Source organism: Mycoplasma wenyonii, assembly GCF_003265155.1.
Lineage (GTDB): Bacteria > Bacillota_I > Bacilli_A > Mycoplasmatales > Mycoplasmoidaceae > Eperythrozoon_A > Eperythrozoon_A wenyonii_C.
On sequence record NZ_QKVO01000002.1, the window covers coordinates 57,750 to 82,398 of the forward strand.

21 protein-coding genes and 2 tRNA genes are annotated in these 24,649 nt (G+C 33.7%); 22 read left to right on the forward strand and 1 reads right to left on the reverse strand.

Features of this window, described 5'->3' with window-relative positions:
- Positions 1-89 precede the first annotated feature (89 nt).
- The 22 genes from rpsB to DNK47_RS03640 all read left to right on the forward strand — a co-directional run bounded on the left by rpsB (position 90) and on the right by DNK47_RS03640 (position 21,927).
- The gene (rpsB, locus tag DNK47_RS01040) at positions 90-884 is read left to right on the forward strand and encodes a 30S ribosomal protein S2 (protein ID WP_112665138.1); all 795 of its coding nucleotides are present in this window, start codon (positions 90-92) and stop codon (positions 882-884) included.
- Positions 885-891: 7 nt separating this feature from the next.
- Complete coding sequence (locus DNK47_RS01045; protein ID WP_112665140.1) at positions 892-1,332, forward strand: transcription antitermination factor NusB; 441 nt, start codon at positions 892-894, stop codon at positions 1,330-1,332.
- 302 nt (positions 1,333-1,634) lie between these two features.
- Positions 1,635-1,841: a hypothetical protein gene (locus DNK47_RS03630; protein ID WP_258393885.1), complete on the forward strand. Its 207-nt coding sequence runs from the start codon at positions 1,635-1,637 to the stop codon at positions 1,839-1,841.
- A gap of 4 nt (positions 1,842-1,845) precedes the next feature.
- Positions 1,846-3,126 carry a NusA N-terminal domain-containing protein gene (locus DNK47_RS01055; RefSeq protein WP_112665144.1) on the forward strand — a complete coding sequence of 427 codons (1,281 nt, stop codon included), beginning with the start codon at positions 1,846-1,848 and terminating at the stop codon, positions 3,124-3,126.
- Positions 3,127-3,157: 31 nt separating this feature from the next.
- The gene (gene infB / locus DNK47_RS01060; RefSeq protein ID WP_112665146.1) at positions 3,158-4,882 is read left to right on the forward strand and encodes a translation initiation factor IF-2; all 1,725 of its coding nucleotides are present in this window, start codon (positions 3,158-3,160) and stop codon (positions 4,880-4,882) included.
- Between the two features lie 4 nt (positions 4,883-4,886).
- Positions 4,887-5,237, forward strand: a complete 351-nt coding sequence (rbfA, locus tag DNK47_RS01065; protein WP_112665148.1) for a 30S ribosome-binding factor RbfA — start codon at positions 4,887-4,889, stop codon at positions 5,235-5,237.
- A 5-nt stretch (positions 5,238-5,242) separates the two neighbouring features.
- A complete protein-coding gene (locus DNK47_RS01070) occupies positions 5,243-6,097 on the forward strand; it encodes a hypothetical protein (protein WP_112665150.1) in 855 nt (284 codons plus the stop codon).
- Positions 6,098-6,100: 3 nt separating this feature from the next.
- Positions 6,101-7,204 (forward strand): DUF1967 domain-containing protein, encoded by a 1,104-nt coding sequence (locus tag DNK47_RS01075; RefSeq protein WP_112665152.1) that lies wholly within the window; start codon positions 6,101-6,103, stop codon positions 7,202-7,204.
- Positions 7,205-7,663: 459 nt separating this feature from the next.
- Positions 7,664-8,143, forward strand: coding sequence for a hypothetical protein (locus DNK47_RS01080; protein ID WP_112665154.1), 480 nt, complete (start codon positions 7,664-7,666; stop codon positions 8,141-8,143).
- Between the two features lie 149 nt (positions 8,144-8,292).
- On the forward strand, positions 8,293-9,891 hold the full coding sequence (locus DNK47_RS01085) for a CTP synthase (protein ID WP_112665157.1): 1,599 nt from the start codon (positions 8,293-8,295) through the stop codon (positions 9,889-9,891).
- A 194-nt stretch (positions 9,892-10,085) separates the two neighbouring features.
- Complete coding sequence (locus tag DNK47_RS01090) at positions 10,086-10,877, forward strand: hypothetical protein (protein WP_112665159.1); 792 nt, start codon at positions 10,086-10,088, stop codon at positions 10,875-10,877.
- A 379-nt stretch (positions 10,878-11,256) separates the two neighbouring features.
- Positions 11,257-12,009 (forward strand): hypothetical protein, encoded by a 753-nt coding sequence (locus DNK47_RS01095; protein WP_112665161.1) that lies wholly within the window; start codon positions 11,257-11,259, stop codon positions 12,007-12,009.
- A gap of 64 nt (positions 12,010-12,073) precedes the next feature.
- Complete coding sequence (locus DNK47_RS01100) at positions 12,074-12,637, forward strand: hypothetical protein (protein ID WP_112665163.1); 564 nt, start codon at positions 12,074-12,076, stop codon at positions 12,635-12,637.
- 125 nt (positions 12,638-12,762) lie between these two features.
- The gene (locus DNK47_RS01105) at positions 12,763-13,293 is read left to right on the forward strand and encodes a hypothetical protein (RefSeq protein WP_112665165.1); all 531 of its coding nucleotides are present in this window, start codon (positions 12,763-12,765) and stop codon (positions 13,291-13,293) included.
- Positions 13,294-13,390: 97 nt separating this feature from the next.
- Positions 13,391-14,677, forward strand: coding sequence for a histidine--tRNA ligase (gene hisS / locus DNK47_RS01110; RefSeq protein ID WP_258393886.1), 1,287 nt, complete (start codon positions 13,391-13,393; stop codon positions 14,675-14,677).
- 9 nt (positions 14,678-14,686) lie between these two features.
- Positions 14,687-16,294, forward strand: a complete 1,608-nt coding sequence (locus tag DNK47_RS01115) for an amino acid--tRNA ligase-related protein (RefSeq protein WP_112665167.1) — start codon at positions 14,687-14,689, stop codon at positions 16,292-16,294.
- Positions 16,295-16,468: 174 nt separating this feature from the next.
- Positions 16,469-18,565 (forward strand): class I tRNA ligase family protein, encoded by a 2,097-nt coding sequence (locus tag DNK47_RS01120; protein ID WP_220084652.1) that lies wholly within the window; start codon positions 16,469-16,471, stop codon positions 18,563-18,565.
- Between the two features lie 2 nt (positions 18,566-18,567).
- Positions 18,568-19,431, forward strand: a complete 864-nt coding sequence (locus DNK47_RS01125) for an MPN551 family DNA-binding protein (protein WP_112665171.1) — start codon at positions 18,568-18,570, stop codon at positions 19,429-19,431.
- Positions 19,432-19,542: 111 nt separating this feature from the next.
- Entirely contained in the window at positions 19,543-20,556 is a 1,014-nt protein-coding gene (locus DNK47_RS01130; RefSeq protein WP_258393892.1) for a DHH family phosphoesterase, read from the forward strand.
- A 9-nt stretch (positions 20,557-20,565) separates the two neighbouring features.
- Positions 20,566-20,659 (forward strand) — tRNA-Ser (locus DNK47_RS03430).
- A gap of 46 nt (positions 20,660-20,705) precedes the next feature.
- A tRNA-Trp gene (locus tag DNK47_RS01135) sits at positions 20,706-20,781 on the forward strand.
- Positions 20,782-20,826: 45 nt separating this feature from the next.
- Positions 20,827-21,927, forward strand: a complete 1,101-nt coding sequence (locus DNK47_RS03640; protein WP_376764430.1) for a sodium:proton exchanger — start codon at positions 20,827-20,829, stop codon at positions 21,925-21,927.
- On the opposite strand, the gene ileS is transcribed toward DNK47_RS03640, so the two are convergent.
- Complete coding sequence (ileS, locus tag DNK47_RS01145; RefSeq protein WP_258393888.1) at positions 21,850-24,615, reverse strand: isoleucine--tRNA ligase; 2,766 nt, start codon at positions 24,613-24,615, stop codon at positions 21,850-21,852. The genes DNK47_RS03640 and ileS overlap by 78 nt on opposite strands.
- Between the last annotated feature and the right edge of the window lie 34 nt (positions 24,616-24,649).

Below are 24,649 nucleotides of genomic sequence, written 5' to 3' on the forward strand. Positions count from 1 at the left end.
GTCGTAAAATCCCCTTATAGTATTTATTTGTTTTAATTTAAGTTTGAGTGTAAAATTGGTCTAAATTCTCGAAAGATAAGGAATTTTTTATGGATAAACAATTGGTTTCTCTGGAAAAAATGATTGAATTTGATCTGCACTTAGGGGCTAATACTAGACTCTGGAATCCTAAGATGTCTCCTTACTTACTGAAGGAGGGATACAAGAGAAGACATGTCATAAATCTAGAAAAGACAGCTAGACACTTAAAAGACGTATACTCCTATCTCTTTGATCTCTCCAGATCTGGACTAGAAATAATGTTTGTTTCTTCAAAGAACAAAGTTATCTCTGAAATAGTTAAAGAATCTGCCAAAAGAGTTAATGCGTTCTATATCACTCAAAGATGATTAGGTGGTTTACTTACTAATTTCAAACAAGTAAACAAAACTCTAAAGATACTTACTCAACTAGATGAAATGCTAGAACAAGACAATATAAACCAACAGTTAACTAAGAAAGAAATACTTCAACTAAGAAAGAAGAAGGCGAAGATAGAAAAGAACTATGACGGCATCAAGGGCTTAACCAAACTACCTAATGTATTAATAGTCTTCAATCCCATTAATGACCTAATTCCTATTCTTGAAGCTCAAAAGATGAATATTCCAGTAGTTGGAATAGTCAATAGTAACAACAATCCAGATCTAATTAACTTTTCTATTCCTGCCAATAACTACTCTCCTAAATCTGTATATCTATTAGCTAATCTATTGTGCGATGCTATCGCAGAGGCTGTAGGACAAGATACCTTGATTGCTTACAAGGAAGATAGTCTAATTAACTTACCTGAACATCTAGAAATACTAAGTACAAATACTTATACTCCAAAACAATCTACTTAGTGTCTCTGTGGAAGAGCCTAAGAAACTCTCTAGACACAGAAAGCGTATTTCTATCTGTGAAGCTATCTACTCTAATCTAGTATTAAGAGAGCTAAAAAGCCCTTTAAACTCAAATAATACTAAATTTCTAGAAAGTGGCTTTGAAAAAAAAATATATGAGAAATACATTGAACAGAGGGATCTCTATCTCTCAGAGATTAACCAATTACTAAAAAGTGGTTGAGATGTTGAAAGACTTAATCTCAGTATTCTTGCCATCCTTTTAGCAATACTTACTGAATATGAAGTATTTAAGACAGCCCCAGCAGTCTTAATACATCAAGCAGTAGAGTTAGCTAAGAAATACGGTGAAGATGAATATAAACTGGTTCACGCCTTAATAGATAACTACCTTAAAAAATTCAAGAGTCAACAGAACCAACCACAAGCCCAAAGCCCCAACAATTAGTACTTAGATGAAGACATAAGTACTGATACTATCTAATCTTTAGTATTTTTGGTCCTGCTATCACTCTTGCAATTGTTATTGCTTTAAAAACTAAATCCAAGTTTACTGAAAATGGAACAGAATCTTGAGCAACACTGAGTATTAGTGGTCCTGTCTTTCTAACTTCTTTCTTTACCTATGTATATAAGTCTTTTAAAGAGAATGCATCCTGTAGAGACTGTATTAAACCAACTAGAATGAAATATTTTCAATCTGGATTACTATGTGCTTTCATACTATTTAGCCTTTATTTAATACTTTGAGTGATTGGATATAGAGTACAAAAACCAGGTCTTTTCTATGCCGCTCTCCCAACAGTAATGATCTTTGGACTAGCAACCATTATCTATCTCTCCCTATATGAATTCTGCATCTCTTTTGATGTCTTTTACAGTAAAAATAAAGAACAGTTAGTACATAATTTCTTAGAAAGAGTTTCAGGCAAAAAACTAAAAATAGTTAATGATTAATTAAATGGCTAAAGCGAAACAATCAATTAACCATAAACACTTCTTAGATGCTATCTCTAAGCTATCTGAACAGTATTCTCTAAGTACTTCTAAGATTGCTTCATTTCTAGAAGAATCTTTTAAGTCTGTATTTGAAAAAGAAAATGCAGAAACAAAACTAAAAACAGAGATTGACCTAGAAAAGTGTTCCATTAATCTCTGAAAAGAACTAAAAGTAGTTAGTGATGATTACTTCTATGGAGAAGGTATGGAAGATGCTGGTTGTTTTATTCCCTCTTCAGCTTTAACTACTAAAGAGAAAAAACAATTTAAAGAAGGAGACACCTATCTAGAAGAGATTCACTTAAACCAATTAGATACCAGAATAGTCAAAAACATACTATTCCAGTTTCAAAAGTTAACTCTAGAAACTGCCAACAAAAAGATATATGACAAGTGAATTGAGAGAAAGGGAGAAGTCTTTGAGGGTATGGTGGAAAAAGTCTTTGAAACCAAAGAAAAATTACCTAGAGAAGCTATTGTTTCCCTAATTGATCCAGAAAACGAACAGGACAACACTAGAGGAGTAGTATACAGAATTGACTTTGTTCAAACTCTTTCAAATGCTGGTTACAGAATTTATGAAAGTCTAGTGCCAGGGAAAATCTATCAATTCCAAATTAAAGATGTTTTAGAGGAATCGGCGGGGTATCCTATCATATTGTCCAGAACTAGTCCTGAAATAGTTAAATACCTAATGAAAAAACATATTTCTGAAATTCATGATGGCTTAGTTGAGATCAAAGCTATTTCTCGTGTCTCTGGAATTAAGAGTAAGCTATTAGTTAGTACCAAAAACAACAACATAGACCCTGTTGGTTGCTGTATTGGCCCTAAAGGTAATAGACTCAAGATTGTTTCTGCTCAACTCCTTAATGAAAGAATTGATGTTATTCTCTGAAACTCAGATCCAATAAGAAATATTGTTAATGGATTTGCTGGGGCACAAATACTTGGTTACAAGATACTGGAAAGTGAAGTGGAAGGGGAAAACTCCATACTACTAATTGCTACTCTAGAAAATCTACTACTAGCTATTGGTAGAAGAGGTATTAATGTAAAGCTGGTCTCCATGCTTACTGGTTGAAAGATCTTTATCAAAACTATTCAGGAGGCCAAAGAAGAAAGAATTGAATATACAACTATAGATGAAAACTGAGATGCTAAAACTTCAGATGTTTCAGGAAGACTTTACAAATTCCACAAGTTCAAGTTTGAAGAAGAAACCAACTCTCAAAATAGTTAACTTAATTTCTTACTTAGTCTATAGATAATTAATGGATAGTTTTCAATACAACAACAAAGCAGTTTCAGTTAAGTTCTTTTCAAATCAAACCAAGATCCCGGCAGTAGAGATCATCAAATACTTTTTTCTCAGGGGAGTTGAGATGAAAATCAACTCTTGATTAGACGAAAAATACTGCAGAGAGCTCTGTGAAGAATTTGGATTTAAGTTTTTAAAGGCTGAGCAGTCTCAAAGGAAGAATCTTTATTCCGAAGAGTTTCTATCAAAAGATAGTGGAAATCAAGAATGGGTCAAGAAATATCCTGTGATTGCTGTGATGGGCCATGTAAACCACGGAAAAACCACCTTACTGGACAAGATAAGAAAAACAAATGTTGCTGAACACGAGTATTCCAATATCACTCAACATATCTCTTCTTATCAAGTAAAGTTTCAAGACAATTTCATTACCTTCCTAGACACTCCAGGCCATGAGATCTTTCAGAAACTCAGAGAGCTAGGTGGTGTTATTGCAGACATTATTGTTTTGGTGATCTCTGTAGAGGATGGAATTCAATCCCAAACAAAAGAGGTAATCCAATACTTTAAGCAAAACAACTTAAAACTAATTATCTTTGTTAACAAGATTGACAGGGGAGAGTCTGGTTTAGGGGCTCTGAAGGAGGGATTAACTCAAGAAGGAATTGAACTAGAAGAATATGGAGGAGATGTAATTCTAGTTAAAGGATCTGCCAGATCAGGATTAGGTATTCCTGAATTGCTAGAAACAATTACAGTAATCTCAGAGGTTGAAAATTACTGCACAACTTTAGAGCCCCCGGCTATAGGAATAATCTTGGAATCTCGGGTTGAGAAGGGGCTTGGTCCCGTTGCAGAGATTATCACTATTAGAGGAACTCTCAATTCTGGAGACTACATCGCGGGAGAAAAGATCTTCTGCAAGCTCAAAACTATTCAAGGTGAAAAGAAAGAAAAGCTATCTAAATTAATTCCTGCGACTCCAGCGACTATTGCAGGATTTGATCAACTACCGATTCCTGGAACTAGGTTCTTTTCTTTTTCTGATAAAAATGAGGCTCAAAAACACTACCAAACTCAAACACAAAAGTTACAAGAGGGATTTGATTTCAAAGATGATTTAGCTATTGCAGAAACAGATAACCCAACTCACTTCTCTTTTATTATTAAGAGCAAAGTTCTAGGTTCCTCTGAGGCCATTAGGTCTTTTCTTTCTAAATTCAAATACTCCATACTATCTATTGGTTCTGGGGAGTTAACTGAAGCTGATCTAAAAGAAGCTTCAGTAAAAAAATCCATCATTATCAACTTTGAACAAAAAGTACCAAAAAAGCTGGAACCACAAATAGAATTTCTAAATATTCCTATTTGATCTATTAGGTCAGTCTATGAACTAGAAGAAAGAATACTAGACCATATAGAGAAAAACAGAATTATTGAAAAGATTGAAAAGGTTGTTGGAAGATGCAAAGTCATCAGACTCTGAACTCACTCCAAAATTGGTACCATTGCAGGTTGTTCAGTGATTTTTGGTACTGTCAAAATAGAAAATAAAATCAAGCTCATTAGGGAGGGGAACCTCCTAACTAAGACTTCCATTAAATCCTTTAAGACAGAGAATTTTGAGATTAAAGTTGCTGAAGAAGGAAAAGAGTGTGGTATTGTTCTAAATAACTGAAACAATATAGAGATTGATGACATCATAGAAAGTTATGAAGTTATAGAAAGAAAGGTCTAATGAGATGTCCATACTAAATGAAAGGCTCTCTAAAGAAATATATGTTGTTTTAAAAAAAATTTGACTTACTGAATTAGACGATAAGCTCTTTTCTTTTATTGGAATTAACCACATAAGACTTAGTAAAAACCTAACTAATATAACTGTTTTTGTTGAATTAGAGTTACTCAAGCAAAAGTATCAAAAATCAGAGATATTTTCTAAATTAGAAAAGCTCACTCCTTTCTTTAAAAGAGAATTAGTTAATAAGTTAAATCTTCCGCCTCACTTAAAACTCAGTTTCAGAGAAGACCTATTCATTCAAAAAGCTAAAAGAGTTGAGGAGTTAATTAATGACTCTTTGAGTGCTAAATAGCTAACTTGGCAGAGGAAAAGAGAACTCTAGAACAAATAGAAGACAATGAGCTGGCTAGGTTATTTCTCTACAAAAATCAAGAGGCTCAAAGTAGTAATCAAGTCTCAATCTCAGATATCTTTGTAAGCTCTCGGGAGGAATTCTTTCAAAATAATCCGGCGCCAAACCCAGAATTACATGCAAGGCTTGAGAAAGAAAGCTCTGAAGCCACTATTACTGCTAGTATTGAGAAGGTAATAAGAAGCTATCACAATAGACAAAAGTTTCTCCAAAAACTATCAGAGATCTTTAGCCTAAGAGTTAGAAAAAAAGGAGAGCTGATGAAAATGAATATTCCTTTTCTTGGGGCTGATTACAGATATTTCTATACCTATCTAGAAAACCAAAAAAAGTCAATTAAGAATGCTTGAATGGAGTTCAATAGCTTTATTGAAATACTTTTTAAGGCCCCAGGAAACTTTGCTAAGTTAAAGAAGTTTGAGCTAAAAACTGCTGGAATTTTACTCGGGCTTCTGTTTTTTCTCTTAATAGCTAGAGCATTTCTAAACAATTGAGACAATGTAAAGAATGTCAGCCAACACTCTAAGTTCTTTGCTGATTGACTTAGCTCTATTGTTATTATCTGCTCAGTTGCCTGTATAGCAGTAGTATTTCCCTATATAGTACTAGGAATTTTCTACTTCATAAACATTAACTATCTCTATCAGACTAAATATTTTCATTATTTCTTATTGGCTTGTACATTCTTAGCTACAGTATTGTTTTCTGTTGCTTTCTGCAACTTCATAATCTATCAAGCTACTCAGCTATTTGGTGGTTGAGGAATAGTAAACATCCAAATAGTAGATGAAAGGAAATAGCTAATGAACTATATAAGACTGGCGCTAAAGGCTGGCAGGGGAGGAGATGGAATTATCTCCTGAGCTAAGACTAAATACAATTCTAGATTGGGTCCGGCGGGAGGAAGTGGTGGAGATGGAGGTAGTATTTACCTAGTTGTGGATTCCAAATACTCTGATTTCTCGCACTTAAAGAATGTAGAGAAAAAGGCTCCAAATGGAACTAATGGTCAGAAAGATAAAAAATCAGGAAGTTCTGGCACAGACATCTACCTTAAGGTACCTGAAAACGCAGAACTTTATGACCTAAATAAAAAAATAAGAATATCAACTTTAAAGGCAGAAGAGAAGTTACTTATTTGCAAAGGAGGAAGAGGTGGAAGGGGTAATTCTTCTTTCAAAAATGCTCAGTTCCAAGCCCCTTGACTCTATGAGTTGGGAGAAAGAGGGGAAAGTCTAGATCTCTTGTTAATAAAAGAAGGAATTAATTATGTTGGGATTATCTCTCTTTCTGAAGAAAATCTCTCTGATAACTTAATTGAAGAGTTTCAAGAAATATCTTCCGTGGGAGATCAAGTTCATTTCTTTTCTTTTCCTCTGTCAATTTTCGAAAAAAAGTCTATTAAGCCTTTTCATCTAAAAGATTTGGAACTTTGCAAAGCAATTATCTTAGTGTCTGAGCCGAAAAACGAGAATTACAACAAAAAACAAGAGTGGTTGACTCCAATGCTCAAAGATTTAGGTTTTTATTCTTTTATCTCTGTTGTCCTTGGTACAAAAGATTTACAAGAAATCTATAAAGAATTAATTAAAGATCTAAAGAAAACAACTCAATTGCCTTGCTTTAAACCTAAAGGTTCAACACCAGACGATGACTACATTGAATACTCTGATGATCTTTTACCTGATAAAGAAGACTATCAGATAATTAAAGTTCCTGAGGGTTGAGAGGTTAATTCCAAGAGACTAAGTTACTGAAGCTCTAGAATTCCCCAAACAACCTTACACAATATAGAGAGGTTAAAGGCAAAGTTAAAAGTAGAAGAAATTATTAAACAAATTAAGAAATCTGGAGGACTTAAAGGAGAAACCTTAAAAATATGTAATTACACCACTAGCATTTACTAAATGGAAAATGAAACTTTAAATTTAAGATAGTTTGGCCTCTCCTCTAGTGGCGAGTGTGTTTGGCTTTTTAGGGGCTGTTGCCCTATCTCCTCTCTACTTATCCTCTATAGGATTTAGTGCCCCCCCCGGCTAAATGAACAAAAAGAAAAATTAAAGCTAGTTAAGGTTAAGTTAGACTCCTCGATTCACTTAGACAATTCAATTGAAAGAAATCCGCAAGTCTTAAGCAATTCTGCTTCACAACCTAGTAATTACTTAAGGGCAGAAAGGGTTCGAAGAGAAATTCAACAGGCCCCTCAACAAATAAAAGGAAAAATAGAACTCAAGTCTATTTCTCCTCAAGAATATCTCTCAAATTTCTATGAAAAAGCAACAATTAACGACAAAGATAATCCATTAACCATTGTTGTGAAATATGAAAACTACTATTTCAAAATAGTTCAGTGAGATCCAGATTGCATGTGTTTCAAACAATTACCTAAAGATCTGGGCCTATGAAACAATGATTCAGGTTCCTTTATTGTCTTGAGAAAAAACTATACTGCTTTGAGCAATAAACGAACAAGAGAAAATGCTCAATGTAAAGCTTGAACTACTTTTTGATGACAAGAATGAGATATCTACGATAAATTCATTAACTGAATAAAGTTACCAAAAAAGCAAATAGGAAAAAATAAAGAAGTTCAATCTAATTGCTATACCAATCCAGTAGTACTGTTAGACTCTGAATTTGAGTTAGTTTACTTTCCTAACCAAGCTAATTTAAGTCCTGAAACAAAATTGGCTAACTCTAAAGAAGTTTACTGATCACCAACTTTATCTAAATTTGTGGATAAATCCTATCTAAAAAACACTGCTGGTCTAATAAAGATAAATAATTATTCAGATTACTTAAAAATATTGGGTCTACAAATGGTTAGAGAATCAGATCTCAATTAACTTTCAAGAAATAATGTACCAATAAATTAAGTCTCAAAATTAATTAATAAAAATCGGAGTTAAAGAATGAAAATTTACAAGATTTAAAAGAACCTAAAAGAGAACAACAAAACAATCTTAAAAGCAATTAATTTAATCTAAATAAAGATATGAAAATTATTTTTCTCACTGGAGGGGTGTATTCCTCCTTGGGAAAAGGAGTTATTCTCTCTTCTATTGGAAAAGTCTTGCAATTTGAAGGATATGAGTGCAATGTTCTCAAATTTGACCCATATCTGAATTACAACTCTAAGTTTCTCTCTCCATTACAACATGGAGAAGTCTTTGTAACTAAAGATGGGGAAGAGACTGACTTGGATCTAGGGCACTACGAAAGATTTTTAGGAATAGAGCTTGACTCTAATTCTTGTTACACGACAGGAAAGATATTTCACAAATTACTCGAGAAAGAAAGGAAAGGAGCATATGATGGTAAAACTGTTCAAATAGTTCCACATTTAGTCAATGAAATACTCTTGACTTTAGAACATTTCAGACAATCTGGAACCCAAATTCTTTTAATTGAGTTAGGAGGGACTGTCTTTGATCTTGAACAAAAACCCTTTATATTAGCCGCTTCGCAACTAAAACAGAAAAAAGATGATGATTTAGTCTTTATTCATTTAGCTCCTTTATTACACCTAAGTCACAATAATGAAAAGAAAACAAAACCTATTCAACATTCTCTAGCCTTACTGGCTCAACTAAGTATCGTTCCTGAAATCCTTATCTTGAAAGGGGGGGAAGAAATCAGTGAGGCAGAACTATCCAAAATAAGCTTTAATTTCCCTGCTATTCCCAAAGAACATATACTATCTGCACCATACAAACTAGATATCTATGAAATCCCTTTGCAACTTTATATCTCTGAGAAATTATTTGAAAAGATCTCTCCTATCTTGAAGTTAGATACCATCCCTAGAGATATTGAGAGTGGAAAAAAATATCTCAAAGAATGAACAGACTTTAATGAACAAATCAAAGCTATTAAGAAACATCAAGTAAAAATAGCGATTGTAGGTAAATACTCTAACTCTCCTGAGTCTTATTACTCCATCATTCAGTCCCTTAAATTTGCAGGATACAAACTATCTGCAGATGTTTCTATCAAGATAATTCAATCTACCGATCTAACTTCAGAAAAACAACTAGAAGGCTTTCATGCCATCTGCGTTCCTCCTGGGTTTGGTAGCAAATCTCTTAAAGGCATACTCTTAGCTATTAAATATGCAAGAGAGAAGAAGATACCTTTCCTTGGTATCTGCTTTGGAATGCAATTGGCTGTAATTGAGTACTTTAGAAATGTGCTGGATTTAATTGGGGCTGACAGTGTTGAGTTGAATCCCAACACAACTTGTCCTGTATTTACTGCCTGGAATGAAAAACAAGAAATGAGACTAGGAAATAGAAAGGTTAGATTTGAAGTAGGAAGTAAGATTGCTCAGGTTTATGGAATTCTTGAGAAAGAAGCTAGACATAGAAATAAGTTTGTGCTTAACTGATCTTTAGCTAGAGAGAAGTTGACTGAAGACAAAGAGTTAGTCTTCTCTGCCTTTGAAGGAGAGATTGTTGAAGCTATTGAATTAAAGAGCCATCCTTTCTTTGTTGGAGTTCAGTATCATCCAGAATTCAACTCTAAGCCTAATGATCCTGAAAAGTTATTTCTTGCTTTAGTGGCTAAAGCAATTGACAAGATTATTGTTTGTTAGTTTTGGCTACGCCCTGCAACAATCTGTTTGATGGGGGTTACAAAAGATCTTTAATAAATAATCTAGTTACTTTGTCCCAAGACTAACAAAAAACTTAAGGATTGTTAAGATGTATATACTCCAAAACAAGTCATAGATTCTAATTAGTTAATGATTAGAAAATTGATTTCTTGTCTCTTTAATAGGTTTCTTTAATGGGATTAAAGTTACTGTGGCCTTTAGCTGGCTTTACTGGAGTAGTGGGTAGTATTGCGGGGGTTTCAGGATTTTCTATTTTTAGCTTACGTTCTCAAAAATCTGCAAATACAAAGCCAACTCATAAATGAAGTAATATAGCTCTCCCAAGCAAAATAAGTGCCAAACTAAATTGTGGGGGAGAAGTATGGAATCCGAGACCAACAAATCAAGGAGGTGGTTATTTCGAACAAGTTAAAGCGGATGTTAATTGGGACTTAGATTTAGATAGTAAAGACGGAGAACTATTGAAAAAAAAGGGAGAAATTCTAAAAGAAATAAAGGATTTTAGTATTACTCGAGAAGGAAGTAATGATGGAAAATTGTGACCTATTTTGAATAGGGACAATACGAATTATGAAAATTTAAGGGTTTGAGTTTACCCAGAACAAAAAAGTTTACAGATCAAAATGAATTCTTTTAGAACACCATCAACAAGTTATGGAGGAGTTTATTACTCTTCACAAATATACGACTTAGCTAAAAAATTTAGTTGTTCAATTGATAGCTCTCAAATTTTGAAAAACGGCGATGGGGGGGGCATTATTTTTGGACAAGATAAACAAGTGTGACAAAATAGACATCGAAGAATTAATACAACAGAAAAGTTATATGTTTCAATTGCCTTGGGGGACTGTAAGATCGGGGAAGGAAAGCAGAATTTACAGTGTCCCCTAAAAGTAATTAGCAAGAATTCTTTTGATTGAAGTAAGAATGTTGATCAAGTAGCTACAGTTACATTGTCTCAGTAAAGCTTTCAAGAACAATTAATTTTTTAGATTAAAACTCTTTCAACATCAATAAAGGAATATGTTTGTATTTATGGAAAATTCTCGAAACTAACTAGACTAGTTAATGATTAGAAAACTTATCTCTTTTGCAGTACTTACAGAAAATAACTTTTCTTATTTTTTTATCTAGGCCATCTGAAAAATCAATAAGGTTAACTTAATTCAGTAAAGGGATTTCAACTTAACTGAAACCATCCAAACACCCTACAACCTAACGGGCTATAACACAGAAATTCAAAGTGGAATTCAGCTGGAAAATAAATACAGGTAATAGTCTGTTTTTGCTAGTTAGATTCTTGGGTGTCCTAAAATAAAATCTACAATTAACCATTTTTAATTAATGGCGTTGAAAGCACTATTTCCAGCATTCAGTATTTCAGGAATTGTTGGAGGTATTGCTGGTACGGTTGGATTTTCCTTCTCTAGCCCCCCCCGAGAAACAACACCTAAATACAAAATAGAAATGCCTGACCAAATAAGTGCAGAAATTAACTGTAGGGGAAATATTTGAAATCAAAATGATCGACATAATAGAAACGACGAACATGTTGAGGTTGCTTTGGGTTGACAAGTGAAATTAAATGAAGGCGAAAGAGAAGCTTTAAGAAACGGTCAACAAGTTTCAAAAGAAGCAACTGTTTCTATCAAGAGAGTTAATGGTAATCAAAACTGATGACCAGTTAAGAAGGGAGAAGATATTGAAAGTCTATGAGTCTTTGTAAAACCACAAACAGAACAATTAGGTATTTATCTAAGGAGAGTGCAAGAATCTAAAGGTGAATGACGAGGAAGAAGCTATGTGTTTGTAACTCATGGAGGGACTTACAATAGAAGCCTGAGCTGTGATAAGCCAGACTTGTTAAGTAAGTCTGGAAATGAAAGAAAAATTTATGAGAAATCCACAAGAAGAGGGTATCGTGGCAAATACGATAAGCAAGACACTACAACTCCTTTGAAAGTAAATGTTTCATTAGAGAAATGTGAACCTAAAGAAAAAGGCAAGCCGACTGAATGTCTTCTAAAGGTATTAACTGGAACTGATCTTGATTGAAGTTCTAAAGTCGACAAAAAAGCAACAATAACACTTGAATAAATACCACAAATTACTAAAAGATCATCTCTTAAAACACTAAAATAGAAAATTTACAACAAATAAAATGCCTTCTGCATTAGGTTGATTTACCGGTATCTTTAGCTCAGGTGTTCTTGTTTCTTGCCCTATTACTTTTGCACATGTAAATGGTAAAAGAAATTTGTCGAGAGTGTCCCCCCCCAGTACACCTGTAGTTAAAGTAGTAGAACCAAAAGTAGAAAAGGAAAGTAAGCCCGCACCTACAGTACAGGAAGTAATGCAAGAGATGATAAAGGAAAACAACTACTTAGGTTGTGGTCTTCTATCTGGATTTAGAGACAGAAAAACCATTTGATATGTCTGTTCTAGCCAAGATGGTTTAAATACACCTACTTTCTATAACTACGACAAGTCTAAGCCAGCAGAATCAAGAAATAGACAAATGGTTTCTATTTCTTCTTCCCGAAAAGCAGTTACATTCACTAAAGGAGTTACAGAAAGCTTAGCTCTTCCTTTCTGGATGAGTAAATTTCAAGGAAAAGATCTAGAACCAGAAAAGAATTGCAAATTTATACAACAAGGGACAAGAACAACATCTTACAACTTGAAATGTCATGAACAAACATTGCCTCATGCTGTTGAGTTCTAGTAACTGAATTATTGTTAAGGATTTATTTACTTGTCTAAAATTTCGGATAATATAGGTAATACATAGGTAATGCCTTCAGCATTAGGTTGATTTACAGGTATCTTTAGTTCAGGGGTTCTTGTTACTTGTCCAATCACATTTGCACATGTGAATGGACAGAAAAACTTATCAAAATTAGGTTCAGGAACGCCCCCCCCGTTGTAAAACAGCCAGCGCCAGAAGAAGTTAAAAAAACAATACAACCTGCTGAATCTCCACAAAAATTAATGGAAGAAATAATAAAGAAAGAACAATACGATGGTTGTTCTCTTCTAACCTCTAGAAGAAATACTTGATGATACGTATGCTCTAAGAAAGAAAATTCACACAAACCTACTTTCTATAACTACAACAAATTTAGAAAAGCACCTCACTCAAAAGTTATGAAAGTAGTTTCTTTCTCTTCAAAAGAAATGACATTTGAAGATAGAAGTACTGAAGACTTAAAATTTTCTCCTTTCTATTGAATGGGTAAATTTGGAGGAGGAACCTTAACTCCAGAAACAGAATGTAGTTTCAAGGAAATTGGAACTGGGAATCAAGTTACCTACACTCTAAATTGCAAAAATCATGATGTTCAAACAGGAATTCAACTTGAAAAAATTAAGAGTCAATAATCCTTTAAATAATCAATATCTTTAGAAGAAAATAAGACTGATAGAAATCTTTTATTAAATAATTATTAGTTAAGCAAATTCACTTTAGCTATCTAACTTGAAAGAGGAAACAACCAAGATACTTAAAGGGCCTAAGGGAACTAGAACTTTATTTGAAGAAGAGCTAAATAGAAGGGAGTTTATTGTCCAACAATTAAGTTCTTGGGCCCGTTCTTTTGGTTTCAGTAAGATTCAGACTCCTACTTTTGAGAGAAGCTCTTTGTTTGTTGACTCCGTAAATCCAGAAAGTGAAATACTAAAAAAAGAACTATTTTTCTTAAGGGGTGAGAGTTATGCCCTAAAGCCTGAAGAGACTGCTGCAGTTGCCAGAACAATAGCTACTGAAAAATTACTTTTTAGTGAGTCAACTCCCCTTAAATTCTTTTATGCCTCTCAGTGTTTCAGGCACGAAAGACCTCAAAGACAACGATTTAGAGAATTCACTCAATTTGGAATAGAGATAGTGAAAGCCAGCTCTCTTCTTTATGAAGTTGAACTTATCTACATGCTTGATTCTTTTTTCAGAGAGTCACTCAAGCTAAATCTACTGAAATTAAGAGTTAATTACCTCTCAAATAGAAAGACTAGAAGGAAGTGATCTGAAGAGTTAACTAAATATTTTCAAGAGAATAATGAAGGCTTAAGTGATAAGTCTCTACAAAGAATTACAGTAAATCCAATAAGAATATTGGATGATGACAAAGACTCTTGACTAGAGATAGTTCAAAAGGCTCCTAAGATCCAACAATTCTTAAGCCAAGAAGAACTTGAAAGAGTAACTAAGATCAAGAATCTTCTAGATGAACTAAGAATTAACTACATCTGAGATGAAACGCTGGTCAGAGGTCTGGATTATTACACAGGCATAGTGTTTGAGTGGAACTATAGAGGATTAGGGGTTGCTGGAGGGGGGAGATATGATGAACTCTTTGACAAATTTAGCTCTCATTCTAGGGAGCTAAAGAACATTCCCTGTGTTGGATTAGCTGTTGGGCTCGAAAGATTAATGCACACTTTAGAAAAAACTGAATTTCAGTGACCAACTAAACCAAACAGAAAAGTTTATTTCTGTAATTTACTAACTGAAATAGAACCCAAGTTACTCAGAATACTTAAGGAATTAAGAGATAGTGGATTTGATGTGGAATCTAATTGAGAACTTAAAGACTTAAAAACTCACTTTAAATTCTCAGAAAGGCTCAATATTAAATGGCTATTGATTTATGGTGCGAAGGAACAAGAAAAAAATGAGATTATCTTAAAGGAACAAAATAAAAGCTTTCAAATAAGCTTCTCTTTGGATCAAGTTGGGGAATTAATTAGGGAATTGCATCGTTTAATTTAACTTGAATAGGTGTTTTCTCAAAGGGTTTTAATCTCTCAACTAACTAAAAAACTACACTCACAGAAAGTTGTAATTGCTGGCTTTATTGAGAGAATCAAGAAATTTAAGAACTTAACTATATTAGTAGTTAGAGACTGTAGTGGTTCAATCTCAGTGAATTTTTCTTTAGATAAACTGGAGCCTAGTTTAGTAACTCGAGAAAGTGTAGTTCTCATTCAAGGTACTCTCAAGTTCTTAGAGGAAAAGAACTTATTAGAGCTGGAAGGAGAAAACTTAGATCTACTATCTAAAGCTAAACCAATCCCAATTGACCTAAATGAAGAACAAGTCAGTGAGGAAAAATACAGAATGCGTTACAGATACCTTGACTTAAGGAGAAAGCCTCTACAACAAAATCTGCTTTTTTACTCTAAAGCTAAACTATTAGCCTCTGAATATTTGAGTTCTTTGGGCTTCGCAGAAATCAACACTCCTATACTCTCCTTCCCTACTAAAGAGGGGGCAAATACCTTCTCTACCTTGATTGATGATCAAGTCAAAGAAAGCTTTACCTTGGCCCAATCACCTCAGCTTTATAAACAGCTGTTAATGATTGCTGGCTTTGAATCTTACTTCCAGTTCTCAAGAAATTTCAGAGCCGAAAAGCTAAGAGAAGATAGACAATATGAATTCACTCAATTAGATATTGAGCTATCTTTTTCCTCGCCTCAAAAACTATTTGAGATAATTGAAGACTTATTGTTACTACTTATTGATAAATTATTAGGAGTTAAATTGGAGAGACAAGATTTTCCCAGAATGAGTTTTCAAGAAGCTTTTCAAAAATATGGAACAGATAAACCTGACTTACGAAATCCCTTAGTTATTCAATACTGAGAGTCTCGGGGGCCCGCTCAAGAAGCTTATCATTATATAGTGCTCCGTGGGGTAAAACTTGAACAATCCCAACTCTTATCTCTCTTGGGAAAGAAATATAAATGTATATACAGTGACGGAGATAACGAATGAATAGGAGATTTAGATGAATTAATTGATGATTTCATAAAGTCTTTGGAATTTAAATCAAATACTTATGTGTTTTATAGAAAAAGTACTGACCAACTAGATAAGAAATCTCTATACACTTTAGGGGCTTTAAGAGATGAGCTCTTTAGATTAGGGCTTGTTCAGCCAAAAGACAGTAAACCTTATAAATTTGTCTGAATAACTGATTGAAATTATTTTGAAAAGAACAAGGAAGGAGAATTAGCTACTACTCATCATCCCTTTACCTTACCACTTAAGACTTCAGAAAACATCTTGGATTGAAAATCTACTGGTTATGACTTAGTTCTAAATGGGGCTGAAATTGCCTCTGGCTCTATGAGAATCACAGATTCTCAATTACAGAGAGAAATATTTAAGCTACTTGGTTACTCAGATGAATTAATTAATAAAGAGTTTGGTTGATTCCTTCAAGCCCTAGAGTTTGGTGTCCCCCCTCACTTAGGAATTGCGATGGGCTGAGAGAGACTAGTAAAAGAATTATTGGGATTGCAAAGTATCAGAGAAGTAATTGCCTTCCCTAAGAACTCTCATGGTAGTTGCTCAATGTCATCTCAAAAGCCTTTTTCTTAATCTTCTTTAATACTCATTACTAGACCTAAGGATTTGGATTTCTCCTCCTTCTCTCCTTTAGACAAAAAAAAATTTTTTAAAGAGATAGAGAAAAAATGAATAGAAAAGTGAAAAAAAGAAAAGACCTATTCCTTCAAAGATGATTTATCCAAACCTAAATACTATATATTGGACATGTTTCCCTACCCTTCTGGGGCGGGATTGCATATTGGACATGTTAAGGGTTATCTTGCCACAGACATTATTGCTAGATACAAGAAAATGAAGGGATTTTCTGTCCTTCATCCAATTGGTTGAGATGCTTTCGGGCTGCCAGCAGAACAATTTGCAAATCTAAATAAGAAACCTCCACAACAATTCACTCAACAGAATATCAACAACTTCAGAAGAGAATTGAACTCCCTCTTCTTTAGCTATGATCCTGATTTAGAAATTAACAGTACAGATCCAGAGTACTACAAAATCACTCAGTGAATTTTCATTCAACTATATAAACAAGGCTTAGCAAGTCTTGAAAAAAGAGAAGTTAACTGAGTTGATGAACTACAAACTGTTTTAGCTAATGAAGAAATTTATCAAGGGCCAGATGGGCAATTTTACTCTGAAAGAGGGGATCACCTAGTTCAGAAAAAGAAATTAACTCAATGGGTCTTAAAGATTACTGCCTACGCAGAAGAACTCAATAGAACTCTAGATAGTCTACAATGGCCAGAAAAAATCAAAGCTATTCAGTCTGAGTGAATAGGAGAGCAAGAAGTTTATCAAATTGAACTAAAGATCAAAGATAAAGTTTTCTATCACTATGAATCTGAACTAGACAAACTAAAAGCTATTTCTGGCTTTTTAATAGACAAAGAGTCAGAGATCTATAGTCTTCTGGAGTTAAGACAAGAGCCAAAAGAAGAAGAGATCCTCTTCTATTACAACGACACTTACACTATTCAAAAACTTCCATTTAAATTCACAACTAAGAAACTTTCTAATAATTCCCAACTAGAACCTATTTATGAAGACTTAATTGGAGATAAAAGAATTCCTTCCTTTTTAAACTGAAAGCTTCTCCCTAAAGTTAAGAAATTCAGACTACAAGATTGAGTTTTCTCTAGACAAAGATATTGAGGGGAACCCATTCCCATCTACTATGACTCATCCAACAATTTCTACATAGAAGAGCAACTGCCTCTAAAGCTACCAGAATATAAGCCAATAACTCAAAAATCCTCAGGAAAAACAACCCCTTTAGAGTACTATGATGACTGACTCTATGAAAAAGAAGGATTTAGAAGGGATGCAAACACAATGCCCAATTGAGCCGCTTCTTCCTGATACTATCTTGCCTATCTAATTAAGCAAAAAGAGGGCTATCTCCCCCTAGATAGTCAGGAAGCTAAGAAAAAAATAGAAAGATGAATGCCAGTAGATCTCTATATTGGTGGTCAAGAACACGCAACTATGCATCTACTTTATGCTAGATTCTGATACAAAGTTCTTTACTCAGTTTTAGGCTTGAAGACTGATCTTGGGGCTGAACCTTTTTACACTCTTAAGAATCAGGGAATGATTCTGGGAGAAAATGGAAAGAAAATGTCTAAATCCAAAAACAACTATGTCTCTATCTCTTCCCTTTTACAAGAATATGGTGGAGATGTCATTAGACTTAGTGTTGCATTCCTTGGCCCTCTGGAATTAACTCAATATTGAGATAGCAGACAGCTTCCTGTCTTCCAACAATGAATCGAAAAGCTTTATAAATACTTCCTAGAATTCAAAGAGGCTTTCCAGTCAAAAGAATCTAAACCAACCAAAGAACTATTTCAATTCCTATCTAAGATTGAATACAACATTCAAGCTTTCAAATTCAATGTATTAGTCTCTGAATTAATGGTTTTCTTGAAATATCTTCAAAGAGTCCGAGAAAAAAATTGACTAGAACATTCTTGCTTGCTTCAAATGGTGAGTTTGGTGGCTCCAGGGATTGCAGAGGAAATTTGAAGAGAGATTTTGGGACAACCCAATTCTCTTTTCAACTCCAATTGACCAACTATCTCTTCAGAATCTTTCTCTGAAGAAACTCTTAATTACTCCATTCAACTAAATGGAAAACACAAATTAATGGTTAAGTTACCATCTTCCTTGAAATCTGAACAAGAGATCTTTAACCATTTCAGTTCTCTTCCAGAATACTCTCAAGTCTTAAGGGAAAATAAATTAGAAAAGTATGTGATTGTCCTAGGAAAAGTAATTAACTTGATTACCTATAAAGCTTCTTAGACTTGAAATTTAAGAACTATTCCTATCCTGAAGACTTTTATTTTGCCAATAATCAAATATTCCTAACTAAATTGGGAAGACAAAAGTCTGTTAAATATAGAAGAAAAATTACTGGCTCTAGAATGGCTGCAGTAATAGGTAGAAATAAATATAAGTCTCCTTTTCAGTGTTGATGCGAGATGTTAGGTTTTGTAGAGATTGAGATTGAACCTTTCTTTGCGGAGGCTGGAGTAGTTATTGAAAAAACCTTACTTAAATACGCTGAAAAAGAACTAAATAAAAACTTTACCTCCTATAACAGCAAAGAAGTAGGATATGACATCTTTCAAGATACAGAAATATTTGGTGGTATTCCAGATGGAGAAGAGTTCTCTGGTAACTCAGTCCAATCCATTATTGAAATTAAGACCACTCCTTTGGACAAATATTGCTATACCTTTGAAGACAATGAACTAAAACTGGTCAGAGATAGTTTTGGCAAGCCAATAATTAAAGAGTTAAAGGGAAATCTACACAAATGATTCTCTCTGGAGTCCAAAGAATTAAAGATACCTGAAGAGTACCAGTTTCAATTAGCTCTATATCTTTACCTTAGAAAGATAGAAAAAGGTTATTTCTGTATAGCTTTCTTAAATAAAAACCACTACTTAAAACCTGAAAGTTTTGAACCTAAAGCCAAAGAACAATGAGCAAAAGAGGAACCACAGATGATAATAATTGATGAAATGAAAATTAATTTAAATGCTTTTCAAAGAGTCATTGACTATGCAAAGGAATGATACCAAAAATATATTGTTAGAGGGATTAGTCCCCCACTAACTCCTCAGGATTTAAACTGAATTAGATTTGGTTTTCCTTCTCTTTAACTTATCTCTCAATTAATAGAAGAAAAGAGTAATAATAAAGCATTAGAGGATTTTGGAGAAATCTTTCTCCAAAAGATTCAACAATACCAAACTATCTCTCTGTTTTTACATTTAAAACCAGACTTTGATGCTTATGCCTCTGTCTTTACTCTCTATCAGTGGATTAGTCTTAATTTCCCGACAAAAGAAGTTATTGCTTGAATTGATCCTGACTCCCTAACTGATAAGGAAGAAAAACTATTTGACTTATTAGAAGAAAAGATAAAAACAGAGCTAACAACAGAAGAATTAAAGACTGGTTTAGGAATAGTCTTAGACACTCCTAATGAAGAGAGAATACTGACCCAACAACATGTTTTCTGTCAAGAATTAATCATTATGGACCACCATCCCAAGATCAATTCCTTTGCTCAATTGGAATTCATTAATCATCTTTATTCCTCTACTTCTGAGATACTAGTGGAGTTACTTCTTTACTTTGAAACCAACTATGGTTATGCCTTTACTACTCAAATGGCACAATATCTTTACTCAGGAATCATCACTGACAGTAATCATTTAAGAGCTCATGTAACCCCTTCAACTTATTACCTACTCTGAAAGCTTTTAGGAAAAGGCATCAATAGAAAAGCTATTAATGAACTAATTGTTGAAAACAGCTTTAATCAAAAGCTTTTTGACCAAGAAGTAGTTAGAAATATAAAGGTAACTCCTAATGGTCTTGCCTTTTCAATAGTTAGTGCCAAACTACTAAGGAAATATGAAATTCGAGAATATGTCTCTGCAATATCTAATCTTGAAAACATTGCAGGAATAGAGATCTGAGTTATCTTTATTGAGGATGAGTTCCTAAAAAAATGAAAGTGTTCTATTAGATCTAAGAGACTTCCAATAGACAAAATAGCTACTCAACTGGGGGGAGGGGGACATAAACTTATTGCCTCAACTCTATTAAATAAAAAGAGAGAGTTTTGGTCTCTCTTGTTTCTATTAGATAGCTATTTAATTAAGTTTGGTTTTTCTAGTTGTTCTGACTGCGGTAAATTAGGAAAATCAAGAATGCTAACCATATATAAATGGTGAAGGGGAAAGAAGGAAGTTAAACAGCTAGATAATATAAAATAGTGGGTTCTTGGAATAGTACTCAAGTGATTTAAGAGGGCAGCTTGGAGAGCTGTTAGATAGAGTCTTTCTCTATGCGGAGGTTTGAATCCTCTCTATTCCGCCATTGTATTTAGCATTTAAATTTAGTTAGTGGTCCTCCCTATTTATTTGGGGGTGTAGTTCAATTGGCAGAACAGCAGTCTTCAAAACTGCGTGTTGTGGGTTCGAGTCCTGCCACCCCCGCCATAATAACGTAACCTGTCAACTTCTCTCAAAGAAGACCCCTTCATATTACTATTCTTCTTTTTAGTAACTGGTGCAGGAGTACTTACTCTATCTTTCCTATTCTCTGAATCTATCAAAGGTGTACTTAATAGATTCAATCTATCTGAAAAATTTGTAGGTTCTAGTTTATTAGCTACAGGGACTTCGTTCCCTGAAGTTATTAATGCTATTACTGCTGGGTTTTATGACAGAGAAAGTAGTCAAAAATACAAATACTCTATTGATTCCTTCTACAACTTAACAGGAGCTAGTTTAATTCAAATAATCTTCCTTTCTGGATTAGGAATTGTTTTATATCACCTAACTAAGAAAAAGAAATTTGCTCAATCAGAATACAGAGGATTTATTACCTCTACTTTTCAAAACAAAACTTTCTTGTGATTTCTATTTACTGCTGAGTTAGTTCTTCTCTTAATTGCTGTCTCTTTTCCTAGTTTTTCTCAAAAAATAGGAATTGGTTCCGTTAGCTTTCTTCCTTTTTTATTCTTGGTTATTTGAGCTTGTTACCTAGTCTTCTCTAGGAAAGATAAAGAAGACTTTAAGAGTTATTCAAACATATTTGATCAACTTAGTAACTTTAAATTCTTAGGCATATTTGGATTTATTTTTATCTGTTTTTCAGGCTTATCTTTTCTCAACTTCAATATTGTGACTATGTTTGAAAAAACATTTCGCATTCCAAGAAATATAGGGCTAGGAACAATATTGAGTCTAGTAACTTCTTTTCCTGAATTCTCTTCATTCTTCTTTTTGTTTAAGTCGAGGCATTTTGGCTTAGCTAGTGCTGGTATTTTTGGTTCCGCCCTATTTAATCTCTTCTTGCCCTCTTTAACCCAATCTATAAAAGTAGGATGATTTTTGTCTGAATTAGTAACTAACTCTAATTTACAGGCTTCTCTAATTGGTTGATTAGGTCTTGCTGTGGCTTTAAATGTAATCTTCTTAATTGCTTTTTATAAGAACAAAAAAGGTAATTACATCTTGAACTTCAACTATCCTAGATGAAATGTGTTTTGAAGTTGAGTCCTGCTAACTAGCTATCTGACCATTTCTTTCATTATTTTCCCTATATTCCTTAAGAGCGAGACGGCAGGAGACACAAAGTAGATACTCTGAGGCTTCAAAGCTCTCATTTCCTAATTCCTCTTTGAAGCAAAAATACAGGCATCTTTGACATTTGTGTTTCTCTGTTGATTCAAAAAATAGTTCTGAATTTGTAGACTCCGCCACTTCCGCAACCATCAATAACCTAGTTAAATCTTTTGTACTAAAGTATTTGAGCTCTGATGAAGGAAGACTTAACTTTTGCTCTCTAAGAAACTGGATTTTCTCTCCAGAAGACTTGTGCCCCATTTGAGAATCTAATTGACTAAGAATTTTGTCTCTTAAATTAAAAAAATGTGTTAACTTTTCTTTTTGACCTCTATTTTCTAATCTCTTAATTAACTTTTGATAATCAATAGAGTCTCAATCTTCTAATTGAATTGATTCTTGTTTTTCAGGAAAATCAAGGAATTGATAAACCTCTTCTGTGGTTTGAGGAATAAATACTGAAAGGATTAACAAAGAATACTTAAAAACTATGGAGATAACTTTGATTACCTCTTGTCTATATGGATCTTTAGAACTTCTGGAATATAAAGCTGGTTTTACTAGCTCTAAATATCAGCTAGAATAAAGCTCTAAAAATTCCTTGAATTGACTAATAACTTTATGAAAATTGAAGAGATTAAATTCAAGCTCTGAATTACTTAGCAGTTTTAAGAAGAAAGAGTATATGTATTCATTTTCTGGGAAATGCCAGTCATAATCTTGTAACTTAATGTCTTTTCAAGAATTGTTTCCAATAATTCCTAGAGAAAACCTAAATAGAATATTTCTTATTCTTCTATAGTCTTGTTGCGAAGCTAATAACTTCTCTTCACTAAAGCTAATGTCTTTAGAGTAGTTAACACTTGCTATTCAGAGTCTAAAGATATCTGAGCCAAACTTTTGAGTCAACTCTACTGGGTCTATTACATTCCCTTTGGATTTAGACATCTTTTCTTTAGAGGCATCAAGAATAAACCCATGAGAAACTAAATGAGTGAATGGAAGTTGATTATTGCTAGCTACTGAGAGAATAGAAGAAGAGTTAAATCAACCTCTGAGTTGATCTCCTCCTTCTAGGTAAACTATTGAACTTTCTGGTTGTTTTATTATTTCTTCATCTTTCTTAAATACAGAGCCAGAGTCAAATCACACATCCAAAACATCAAAAGATTTACTAAATTCCTCTAAATTTTCTTGCTCTCCTATGAAATAAGAAATTGGCTTTGTATATCAACTTTCAACTCCCTCTGTGAGAAGAATAGAAATATTTCTTCTTAATTGAGTTAATCCTCCAAACTCCTTTCCATTCCTAAAAATAATTGGGATTGGAAGTCCTCAAGCTCTCTGTCTAGAGATACATCATTCTTCTCTAGAAAGTACAGTTTCCTTGAGCTTCCCAAACAATCAATCTGGATTAGAAAAAGTTGTTTGTGAAAAAGCTTTATTTAACTTGTCTCTTAATCCCTTTAAATTCAAGAATCATTGTTCTGTAGCTCTATAAAGAGTAGGTTTCTTGGTTCTTCAGTCCTTTCCGACCTTGTGTTTAATCTTTTCAATCCTTACAAGGGAATCAGCTTCTTCAAGAAAATTAATGACTATTTGAGAGGCTTCTTGATAGAACTTTCCTGAAAGAGCGGGAAACTTAACTTCATTCACAAAAAATCCTCTATGGTCAATCGAGCAATAAATAGGAATATCGTTCTTTTTGCAAGCCAAATAGTCTTCTGGTCCTAGCCCTGGTGCCAAATGTACAAACCCACTTCCCTTGCTCTCCAATACAAAGCTGGATGAAAGAACAGAATTAATTTCTCCTGTTAAGTTATTGAGGTATTTGCAGTTCAATAATTCTTCTGTTGAGAGCTCTTCAATAATATCGAAAGCTTTTTCCCTTAAAAAGAAACTCTCAGAAGCAATATAGTTCTTGTCATTGGCCCCTTTAGCTAAACAATACTTAAGTTCTGGATGTAAAGCAATTGCTAAATTGCTCTCTAGGCTATAAGGAGTTGTTGTTCACAGTATTATTCTTGTTCCTAATAATTTAGAGTTATTGGACTCAACTATCTCTCAAGAAAAATAGATACTTTCACATTCTTCTTCTGTATATTCAATCTCTGACTCAGCTAAAGCTGTTTGAGAGGAGTAAGACCAAGCAACTGGCTTATATTCTCTAATAATTAAGCCTTTTTCTCAGAGACTCTCAAGAAGTGAATACTCTCTTTTAATAAACTCTGGGTCAGCTGTGAAATAGTATGAATCTAAAGGATGAAAGAGTTGAAGATTCTTTAATTGATTGAGTTGAAGATCTAGTTGGGATTTAGCATAATTAAAGGCTTTTTCTCTTTTCTCTTTGGGGGGTAAGCTTTTAAATCCCTTGGTTTCTGTCTCTACTTTGTGTTCTATTGGTAAGCCATGAACATCTCACCCAGGCAAAAAAGGGCTCCGAGATCCTGAGATATTCTTTCATCTAATTACAAAGTCTTTAAGAATCTTGTTCAGTGCGTGACCCATATGGATTGCGCCATTAGCATATGGAGGGCCATCAATAACTAAAAACAAAGATTTATGAAGGTTTTTCTGAAGTCTTTTCTCATAAATTCTTTCTTGGGCTCAAAACTGAGCATACTTAGATTGATTCTCGACCAAATTGGCTTTCATAGGAAAGCTTGTTTGTGGTAATTGAAGGGTTTTTCTTAATCCAGACAAGAGAAAAGATTTAATTTTTTAAATTAAATATAAA